Source organism: Eubacterium multiforme (genome assembly GCF_030813415.1).
In the GTDB taxonomy this organism is placed as follows: domain Bacteria; phylum Bacillota; class Clostridia; order Clostridiales; family Clostridiaceae; genus Clostridium; species Clostridium multiforme.
The window spans coordinates 402,566-413,098 of sequence record NZ_JAUSUF010000002.1; the positions used below are offsets into that span (position 1 = coordinate 402,566).

Sequence of the window (10,533 nt, forward strand, 5' to 3'; positions counted from 1 at the left end):
CTTTCAATAAAATAAATAATTTATAAAAAAATAAAGACTTAAACCTATCAAAATTAAACACATTAAAAATTTAGAATAAACTATTCTTAAATCTATGTGTTATTTTAATAAATTCAAGTCTTGCCTGCGTTATCAGTAACAATCTTATTATTTAATTTTTTCTTCAAATCTTATAACAGATATAACTCTTGATATATGAATACTTAAATAAACTATTTCATCATCATTAACATTATAATTAAAATTGTCTTTTATATATTTTTTAATCTTCATTGAACATTTATACTCATCTTTATACTTTTCTTTAATAATATCAATTAATTCACTACTCTCTTTACTATAGGAAGTATCTTCTGAAATTATTCTCTTTGAAAAGTATTTTAAATGGGTTATAAGTCTATCATAATTAATATCATTTTGTAAAAATTCTACTGAAAAACTATATCTTATAATATTAAGAATTCCCTTTATTATTTTTGTGCTTATATAGGTTCCTTGTTTTTCTTCCCTAAAATTAGCATTAACTATATGAAGTGCAATAAATCCAGCTTCATCATCTGTAAATTTAACATCTAATTTTTTATTTATATAACTTACAGCCCAAAGACCTACTTCATACTCTTTTCTATGAATTCTTTTTATTTCATTTAAAAGTTCATTTTTAATCATCATATTTTCTTTATATCTTTTTATTCCAAAATATATATGATCAGTTAATGCAATATAAATATGCTCATCTAAATCTACATTTAATTTCTTTTCAGTATATTCAATTATTTTTGAAGTTATTTCAAAAATTTTCTCTGGAATCTTGTTAGCTAATTGATTTATCTTATCCCCAAAGCTTGGACTTTTTAATACATATCTTTTTTCAACTTTATTTTCATCTATGTTTTGTCCAACTTTCTTCTTAAAGGCTATACCACAGCCTGTAAGTATTACCTCATCTTTTGTTTTAGAGTCAATAGCTAATAATACATTATTATTATAAATTTTTTCTATAATCATAGTAATCTCTCCATGAAGCAAATAAAAAATCCTAAACCAAGTTACTTTGATTTAGGTATTGTCTTAATTTTTATAATTAATCAATAACAAATTTATTTATTTCGTTAATAAATTTAACATAATTAATTATAACTGTCAAATACTAAATTTTCCAAAGATTCCTTTGGCATATTTTTTTCTGAAAATACTTTTATTCCATTTTTTATAAATAACTCAGCAGTAATTCCCTGTCCTTTAATCTTATTTCCAGAAAAATTTCCATCATAAACAAATTCACTTCCACAGGATGGACTTCCATCTTTTAAAATTGCAACCTTTGAGTTTACAAGCTTTGCAATATTTAAAGCTTCCTTTGCTCCCCTTTCAAAAAAATCAGTAACATTTTCTCCATTTTTATTAATTACCAATTTATTCTCTTCATTTTTTAAAATTTCTGAAGGAAGCCTAGGAGTTGTCATTCCACCTAATTGTTCTGGACATATTAAAGTAGCTTTTCCACTTTTGAATAAATTTACACATTGTTCATTTTTATTGTTTTTCCCATTATATTTACAATTACATCCACAAAGACATGCACTTATTATTATCATAAAAACACTTCTTTCTTCATTTTCTATTTAAATTCATTGTTTATAAGCATTTCTTTATATGAATTCATTGAATTTTCATTCATAGCTCCCATAATTATTTTCTTAATATAACCTTCTTTATCAATTAAAACAGTTGTTGGAAGGGCTGTTGCTGTATAATTATAAGATACTTCTGTATTTTTATCTAAAAGTACATGAAAATTATATTTGTTTTCTTTCATAAATTTCTCTACAGCATCTTTGCTTTCTCCAACATCTATTGTTAAAAGTTTAAAATCTTTATTATTTTTGTTTGCTTTATAAAATTTTTCTAAATCAGGCAATTCACTTTTACATGCAGAACACCAAGTAGCCCAAAAGTTTATCATTACATATTTACCTTTATAATCAGATAATGACACCTTTTTATCCTTTAAATCAGTTAAAGTAAATTCAGGTGCTTTAGGATATTTTTTATCTTTCTCCTCTTTACTTTCTGATTCACTAGTTTTTGATTGTTCATTTTGTTTATTATTATATTCATTATTAGTTTCTACCTTTGCATTTCTATCATCATTAAGTTTTTTATTATTCATATTATAAACTTGATAAGCTCCTACACAAGTTAAAACTACAATTAATAAGATTATTATTTTCTTAATATGTTTCATATACAAACCTCCTAAGTTAATAGTCCAATAACAACTAACAATTTATTAGTTACCATAAGCAATCCAATTATAATCATAAATATACCTGATATCTTTTTAATAGGTACCATATACTTATAAATCTTTTTCCTAACAAAATCAAATTTTTCAATTAATATTGCTGTTATTAAAAATGGAACTCCCATACCTAAAGAATAAAATAATAACATAACAATACCTGTAACTACTTCACTTTGAGAAGAAGCATAAAGTAATATACTTCCTAATATAGGCCCTATACAAGGTGTCCACCCTGCTGCAAAAGCCATTCCCATAACAATTGGTCCAAATTCTTTAATCCTTTTACTAAATCTTTTTTCTCTATATAAAAACTTTATTTTTATTATTTCAGCAGTTTGTAATCCAAAAATTATTATTATTATTCCTGCTAAAACTCTAAAAAATTTTATATTTTCTCCAAATAATCTTCCAATTAAAGCACCTGATGCTCCCATAATTATAAATATTATAGTAAATCCTAAAATAAACAACAAACTTTGAGATAGGACTTTATTCCTTTTTAAATTTTCATCTTCATCAGCTAAAATGCTTACATAAGCTGGAATAAGTGGTAATACACATGGTGATAAAAATGAAACCAACCCACTAAAAAAGGCTATAAAAATAGTAATATCCCTCATAATTTCTCTCCTTTCTTATTTTTACAAAAAACAGCTAAGGATTTTAATCCAAAGCTGTAAATATATTAATATGTGTTTTCTTCCCAATTTATTTTATTTAAATATACATCTACATATTCATCACTCATTTTTGGATTTATTGTATCCTCATGAGAAATTGTTATTATAGACATTGCTATTGCATATTTTACTGTATCCTTTAATGATAAATTATTCATGTATCCAAATCCTACACCTGCAACAAAGGAATCTCCTGCCCCTGTAGTATTTTTAACTTTTACATCTGTAGCCTTTATTTGTCCGCTTTCTTTTCCATTTGTATAATATATTCCATCAGCATCTAAACTAATAAAAATATTTTCTACTCCTAAAGATAAGAAATAGTCTCCTGCTCTTTCTAAATCTTCTCTTGTTTCTATTTTAAATCCACAAAGAATTTCTGCTTCATATCTATTTGGTTTTATTGTATGAAAATATTTTATTAAGTGTTTTATTTTTTCGGCTTTAGCAGCTGATACTGGATCTAATATAAATTTAGTTTGTCCTCTATATTTAGTAAGTATATATTCAAGTATTTCTGCATCATCTGCATCTAATATAGTATATTCAGCATTTGAAATTACTTCTTTTTTTGAATCTATAAAATCTGTATCCATTTCATCTAGACTTTCCATATCAACTACTGCTGATACCATATCTCCAGTATGATCAAGTATTGCCATATATGTTGGAGTACATCCTCCTTCAAGAATTAATGACTCTTCCATATTGTATCCAATCATCTTTGAATGACATAAAATATTTCTTCCATTTTCATCATCTCCAATAATTGATATAAACTTAGTGTTTACTCCTACTCTTGCAAGGTTTTCTGAAATATTTCTACAAACTCCACCAAGGGAAATTTTAATGTTTCCTGGATTTGAATCCTTTCCCTTATATGTGTTTCTACTAAATCCTAGTATATCAACAATTGATGCTCCTATAACTAGTATGTATGAATCTTTATTTATCATATTATCTCTCCTGTTTCTAGTTTCCGTTATTATAAAAAAACATACAATTATTATAAATTACAAAAAGGAAAAAAGAAAGAATAATTCTTAACTTTTTTTAAATCATACAATGTAAACGCTTAAAACTTGTCTAATTCTGTATTTTATTTTTAAATTTTTTTACAAAATCTATTAAAAACTTAGATAATAAAAAAATGATATGCTCCTTTATAATTACAGTTTTATTATCTAAACTCTCATTATTATAAGGGTAGCATATCAAACTTATTTTATATTTTAATTATTTTAATATTGCAATAGTAACGCCATCTCCACCTTCGCCATAAACTCCAAGTCTATAACTTTTTACATGTGGTTGTCTCTTTAGCATATCATTTATAGCTTTTCTCAATACACCAGTTCCTTTTCCATGAACAATTGTTACTTCGCCTAAATTGGCTCTATAGGCATCATCTAAATATTTATCAACTCTAAAGCAAGCTTCCTCAGCATCCATTCCTCTTAAATCAATTCTGCTTTCTATATTACTTAAGTTTAGTTTAACTTCTCTCTTTTTCTTTTCTTTAGTCTTTACCTTTTTATTTTCTAATGCTCTTAAATCATCTGCTTTAACACTTATTTTCATAATTCCAGCTTCAACTAAAACTTCACCTTTATTATCTGGAAGAGAAATTATAACTACATTTTGATTTAATGATGGAAGATATGCTTCCATTCCAAGTTTTATATTTTTTATTTTTTCTCCCTTTTGTTCCTTTTGGGTATAAATTGATTTTTCTTTACTTTCAAGACTTTCTTTAAGTTTTCTTCTTTCCTCTTCAAGTCTATTTCTTCCGCCCCCTGAAATACCCATCTTTTCAAGTTCTCTCATAGCTTTTAAGATTTCATCTGCTTCATCTTTAGCATTTGCTATTATATCCTTAGCTTCTCTTCTTGCATCCATATAAGCTTTATCTCTTGTCTTTTCTAACTTTTTAAGTTTTTCATCATATTTTTTCTTTAAATCTATTGCATCTGCTCTTTCTTTCATAGCTTCTCTTGCATCTCTTTTTGCAATTATACTTTTTTCTTGAAGCTCTCTTATTAAATCTTCAAATTGAAGATTATCCTCTGCTATAAATTTCTTAGCATCTTTAATTACACCTTCACTAAGACCTAATCTTCTTGATATTTCAAAAGCATTTGATTTTCCTGGAATTCCAATTAAAAGTCTATATGTTGGTCTTAAAGTTTTTACATCAAACTCAACTGAAGCATTTTCTACATCCTCTGTTCTTAACGCATATCCTTTAAGTTCACTATAATGTGTTGTTGCAATTACTTTAGTTCCTCTTGATTTTAAATTTTCAATTATTGAAGCAGCTAGTGCAGCTCCCTCTGTTGGGTCTGTTCCTGCTCCAAGTTCATCAAAAAGAACAAGTGATTCTCTTGTAGCCTTTGACATAATGTCAACAATATTTGTCATATGAGATGAAAAAGTTGATAGTGATTGTTCTATACTTTGCTCATCTCCAATATCTGCAAATATTTCATTATAAAAGGCTATAGTTGAACCTTCCATTGCAGGTATTAAAAGTCCACACATCCCCATAAGATGTAAAAGCCCTATTGTTTTTAATGTAACTGTTTTACCACCTGTATTAGGTCCTGTAATCATAATTACATTTTTATCTTTTCCTAAATATATATCTGAAGATACAACATCTTTAGGTTCTATTAATGGATGTCTTGCTGATATTATATCAAATCTTCCATCTTCACTAACCCTTGGATATATTCCATCTATTTTTGAAGCATAAGATCCCTTTGCAAATATAAAATCAAGCTCTCCTAATATTTTATTGTTACTTTTACAAATTTCAATATTATTTGAAACCTTCTTTGAAAGGACTGTTAATATTCTTTCTATTTCTGCCTTTTCTTTAAGCATAAGCTCTTTAATTTCATTATTTAAATTAACTAAACTCATAGGTTCAATAAAAAGAGTTGCTCCAGTTGAACTTTGATCATGTACTATACCTGGAACTTGACCTTTATACTCTACCTTTACTGGAAGGACATATCTTTCCCCTCTCATAGTATAAAGAGTTTCTTGAAGATACTTTGAATAGCTTCTAACTATACCATTTATTCTTTCTCTAACAGATGAATTTTTTTCTTTTAAACTTCTTCTAATACTTCTAAGAGTGCTTGAAGCTCTATCACTTACTTCATCTTCTGATATAATAGAAATTTCAATTTCATCCTCTAAGCCCTTTAAAGGTTCTAAAATATATGCTAAATCTTCTATTCTTTCAAAGGCTATTTCTTCCTCTTCTCTTTCAACATACTTTTTAAATCTTCTTGAACACTTTAACATGTTTCCTATTCTCAAAAGCTGTCCTGGTGATAAAACTCCACCTTTAGCTGCCCTTTGAAGCCCTTCACGTACATCATATAATCCTTCAAATGGAGGAGCTCCCTTTGTAACTAACATATCAAGTGCTTCTTTAGTTTCTTTTAGTGCAATTTCTACTTCATACTTTGTTTCATAAGGAGTTAACTTATCTATTAAAGCTTTTCCCCCTTGTGTTTTTGAGTATTTTTTTAAATTTTCTTTAATCTTTTGAAATTCTAAAACTCTAAAGGTTCTTTCATTCATTTTTTATTCTACACCTCTTCTGTAATGGCCCTTTGTATAATTTTTATTATCTATTAAAATTTTTCCATTAAGCTCATTAATAACTTTTCTTACCTTATCTCTTCCTTCATCAGTAAAATCTAATCTTAATGATGAAATACCCATTTCCTTTAAATCATCAATTTCTTCTATTAAATTTAATGGAAGAGAGTTTAATATGTGACTTCTACAAAAAACATCAGTCATTATACTGAATCTTTCATTTACCCTATCAATTAATGTAAAACTATCCCTTTCACATGCCTTATTACAATCTTTATCTGTACACTTTTCACCAAAAGTACTTCCTATAGGACAATACTCACTTACCATAAGTTCTGTTTTTCCATATATTATTTTAGCTACATTTCCTTTAAATCCTTTTAAAGAAGCCTTCATTTCTTTTCTATTAAGTTCCTCACTAATAGTTAATATATCCATATCTCCTTTATAGAATTCTAATGTTTCCCTATTAAATATATTTAATTTATAATCACCAATAATATATAGTTCTTTTTTATATTTATTTATTATACCTATATTTGAAGTAATTAACCCTTTAATATATGGTTTGCACTTCTCTATAACATTTATAACAGAATTAAATTCTTCTTTTATTATATTAGGTAATCTTAATATTAAGTTACATTCTTTGCTATAATCTTTTAAATCCTTTATTCTTATTCCATTTTTATCCCTATTAAATACATCTACAGCAATAAAATCAAAATCATTTTTAATCTCTTCAAATTGTTCCTTTAATATTACTTTAGGAAGAATTTCTATATTTTTGCTTTCTCTTTCTGTTTCTTTAAATGGCTTTTCTTTACCCTGTCTTATTCTTCTATACTTTGAACATTCCCCTTTAATTATTTTTTCAAATAATTCTCTTCTAAGTTCATTTAATTCTCCAATTCTAATAAATCCATCATCAAAGGAAGAAAATTCTATTTCTTTAAATCTATATGGATAATCTCCTGATTTAAATAATGCCTTTTCTATTCTTTCCTTATCTAAAGGTCTATTAGCTGCTTCTTCAACTAAACTTCCTGAAACTTCATAGTAATTATCTTTAAAAAGAGCTCCTAGTTTAACTTCTTCATTTACATTAAACTTTAAATATCCCTTTAAAGAAATTTTCCTTTCATAAGGCTTTACTCCCTCACTTAACTCTAAAGTTAGTTTTTTATCAGACATTTTATATAGGAAGTCTCCCTTTTTATAACCTATTGGGAATAATTTAACCTTATCTCCTTTATAGGCTTCCTTTACTTCATTTTTATTTTTTATTATTTTACTACAAGTAAATCCGCCATCTAAAACTCTTACTCCATCACCTAGAGAAATATCTTCATATAATATTATTTCTCCACCATCTATTACCTTTCCAAGTAAAAGTCCTGTGTTTTTTGGAAAATTATAGCTCATCATATCTTTTCCAATATTTTTATTTAAATATGCCTTTGAAAAGCCTTCCCTATTAAATAATTGAAGTAGTTCCTTTTTTCCTTCTTTTACATTAAAGTCTTTATTGTATACTTCTTTATCTACTGCTTTTCTGTAATTTCTAACTACTCCAGCTACATATTCTGGTCTTTTCATTCTTCCTTCTATTTTAAGTGAATAAGCACCACTATCTATTATTTTATTTACATCTTCAATTGTGCACATATCCTTTGGAGAAAGTAAATATCCCTTTTTCTCTTCTCCCTTACTACTTCTTAAAGTATACTCCATTCTACAAGGCTGAGCACACCTTCCTCTATTACCACTTCTTCCACCTATCATAGAACTCATTAAACACTGTCCTGAATAGCATACACAAAGTGCACCATGAACAAACATTTCAGTTTCTATATTTAAATCTTTTGATATATATTTAATTTCATCAAAAGATAATTCCCTTGATAATACTATTCTATGAAAGCCTTTATCTTTAAAATAAATTGCTCCTTCTCCATTATGAATAGTCATTTGAGTTGAGGCATGTAACTCAAAATCATTATATTTTTCTTTAATAACTTTAAAAAGTCCAAGATCCTGTATTATAAGAGCATCTACTCCAATTTCATAAAGATACCCTGCATATTTTAATGCTTTAGGTAATTCCTCTTCCTTTAAAAGTGTATTCATAGTAACATAAACTGATACTCCATAACTATGAGCATAGTCTACTGCTTTTTTCATATTTTCATTATTAAAGTTTGAAGCATAAGCTCTTGCTGAAAACTTATCTCCTCCTAAATATATAGCATCTGCTCCATTATTTATTGCTGCATAAAGACTTTCCATACTTCCAGCTGGAGCTAGAATCTCTATTTTTTTCATTTACATCTCTCCTATAAGTTAACCAAAACTATTCTTTTGTCATATCCTTTTAGTTTACCCCATTACTTATTAAAAATAAAGCACTGAGCAAAATTAAAATTACTCAGTACTAAGGTTTATTTTCTCTTTAAAGGAGCTGGTTCATTTTTCATTTTAGCTTTTGCAAGTTCAATTTGAGTATCTAAAAGTTTCTTTTCTAAATCAAGAACTTTATACTTGTTACTTTTAGACTCTACTCTTGTATTCTTTCCAGCCTCTATTAATGTACTTCTATCCTTCTCAAGTTTCACTACATTTTCTTGTAATTCTTTAACTTTATTTTTTTCACTATCTATTATACTTCTTAATTCTTCAATTTCTTTATTAAGAGATTCTATTTTACTTTCCTTTTCTTCCTTTATATTTTCTAAACTATTTATTTCTTTTTCCTTTTGAATTTTTTCTTCCTTCATTAAATATTGTAACTTTTCATAATCTGATTGTAATTTATTTAAACTTTTATTACTTTCATCTAAATTATTTTTAGCATTTTCATAATTAACTTCATATTCCTTTAATGTGTACTCATCTTTTTTCAACTTATCTTTAAGTTCTTTATTTTTATTCCTAAGATTGTCCATTTCAACTTCAAGGGAATTCTTTTTATTTTTAAAGTTTTCTATAGTATTTAAAATTTCTTCCTTCTCCTTTTTGCCTTCTTCTATTTCTTTAGCTAACACCTTATTTTTAAATAGATTATTTTCTGCTTCTTTTTTGCTATTAATATTTTTTTCTTGAAGTTCTCTTATTTCTTTTTGAAGTATTCTTTCCTTTTCTTCCTTTTCAATTAAGGCACTCTTTAAATTACCTTTAACTTCTTCATTTGTCTTAATTAATGAGGCTTTCTCATTTTTAATCTTATTATTTTCTTCTTTTAACCTTTGAATTTCCTTTTCTTTTGATTTTATTTCATTTAAAGATTTATTTAGATTATTTTCTAATTCTTTTTTATTATTCTTAATTTCCTTAACTTCCATTAATAAAGATTCTCTATCATTTTTTAATCCATTAATAGTATTATCTCTTCCATTTTTCAAGTTATCATTTTCTTCTTTAATTTTTTGCAAATCACTTTTAAGTTCTTCAATAGTTTTAAAGAGAGTTGTCTTTTCTTTTTCTATATTAGTTTTTAAACTTACAAGATTCTTTATTTCATTATCTGACTTATATAATTCATCTGTAATATTTACAGCCGCTAAAACTGATGCCTGTGAAATACTAAGCAGTGGATTTTTACCTAATATTTCTTTTATTCTCTCATCTACATATGAAGCAATATCTCTTAAATAATCTTCACTTTCTTTTCCTTTTAAATTGTAGTCTACCCCATTTATATTAACTGTAATTTTTACCATACTACTCCACCTCTTAAAATTTAATAATTCATCTTAATACTAATTATATTGGATATTTAATAAATTCACAATTATGTAAAGTAAAAAGGTTATTAAAATTTAATAAATTTCTCAATCATGACCACCCGTAAAACGGGTGGTTTGCTCTAGCCCTATAAGGGCATGTTACTGGCTGTGCTACTCGCACATCGAAACGGTTTGCCAACCG

General features: G+C 26.5%; 8 protein-coding genes. All 8 read right to left on the minus strand.

What is annotated here, in order from left to right; genetic code table 11:
- Positions 1 to 147: 147 nt before the first annotated feature.
- Positions 148 to 1,008: a BglG family transcription antiterminator LicT gene (licT, locus tag J2S18_RS06155; RefSeq protein ID WP_307484602.1), complete on the minus strand. Its 861-nt coding sequence runs from the start codon at positions 1,006 to 1,008 to the stop codon at positions 148 to 150.
- 122 nt (positions 1,009 to 1,130) lie between these two features.
- Positions 1,131 to 1,598: a 2-thiouracil desulfurase family protein gene (locus J2S18_RS06160; protein ID WP_307484605.1), complete on the minus strand. Its 468-nt coding sequence runs from the start codon at positions 1,596 to 1,598 to the stop codon at positions 1,131 to 1,133.
- Positions 1,599 to 1,621: 23 nt separating this feature from the next.
- Positions 1,622 to 2,248 (minus strand): TlpA family protein disulfide reductase, encoded by a 627-nt coding sequence (locus tag J2S18_RS06165; RefSeq protein WP_307484608.1) that lies wholly within the window; start codon positions 2,246 to 2,248, stop codon positions 1,622 to 1,624.
- Between the two features lie 11 nt (positions 2,249 to 2,259).
- Positions 2,260 to 2,928, minus strand: coding sequence for a cytochrome c biogenesis CcdA family protein (locus tag J2S18_RS06170; RefSeq protein WP_307484610.1), 669 nt, complete (start codon positions 2,926 to 2,928; stop codon positions 2,260 to 2,262).
- A 65-nt stretch (positions 2,929 to 2,993) separates the two neighbouring features.
- On the minus strand, positions 2,994 to 3,944 hold the full coding sequence (locus tag J2S18_RS06175) for a carbohydrate kinase family protein (RefSeq protein WP_307484611.1): 951 nt from the start codon (positions 3,942 to 3,944) through the stop codon (positions 2,994 to 2,996).
- 280 nt (positions 3,945 to 4,224) lie between these two features.
- The gene (locus J2S18_RS06180; RefSeq protein ID WP_307484614.1) at positions 4,225 to 6,585 is read right to left on the minus strand and encodes an endonuclease MutS2; all 2,361 of its coding nucleotides are present in this window, start codon (positions 6,583 to 6,585) and stop codon (positions 4,225 to 4,227) included.
- A gap of 3 nt (positions 6,586 to 6,588) precedes the next feature.
- Positions 6,589 to 8,931, minus strand: a complete 2,343-nt coding sequence (locus J2S18_RS06185; RefSeq protein WP_307484616.1) for a U32 family peptidase — start codon at positions 8,929 to 8,931, stop codon at positions 6,589 to 6,591.
- Between the two features lie 116 nt (positions 8,932 to 9,047).
- Positions 9,048 to 10,325 carry a cell division protein ZapA gene (locus J2S18_RS06190; RefSeq protein WP_307484619.1) on the minus strand — a complete coding sequence of 426 codons (1,278 nt, stop codon included), beginning with the start codon at positions 10,323 to 10,325 and terminating at the stop codon, positions 9,048 to 9,050.
- Positions 10,326 to 10,533: the final 208 nt, after the last annotated feature.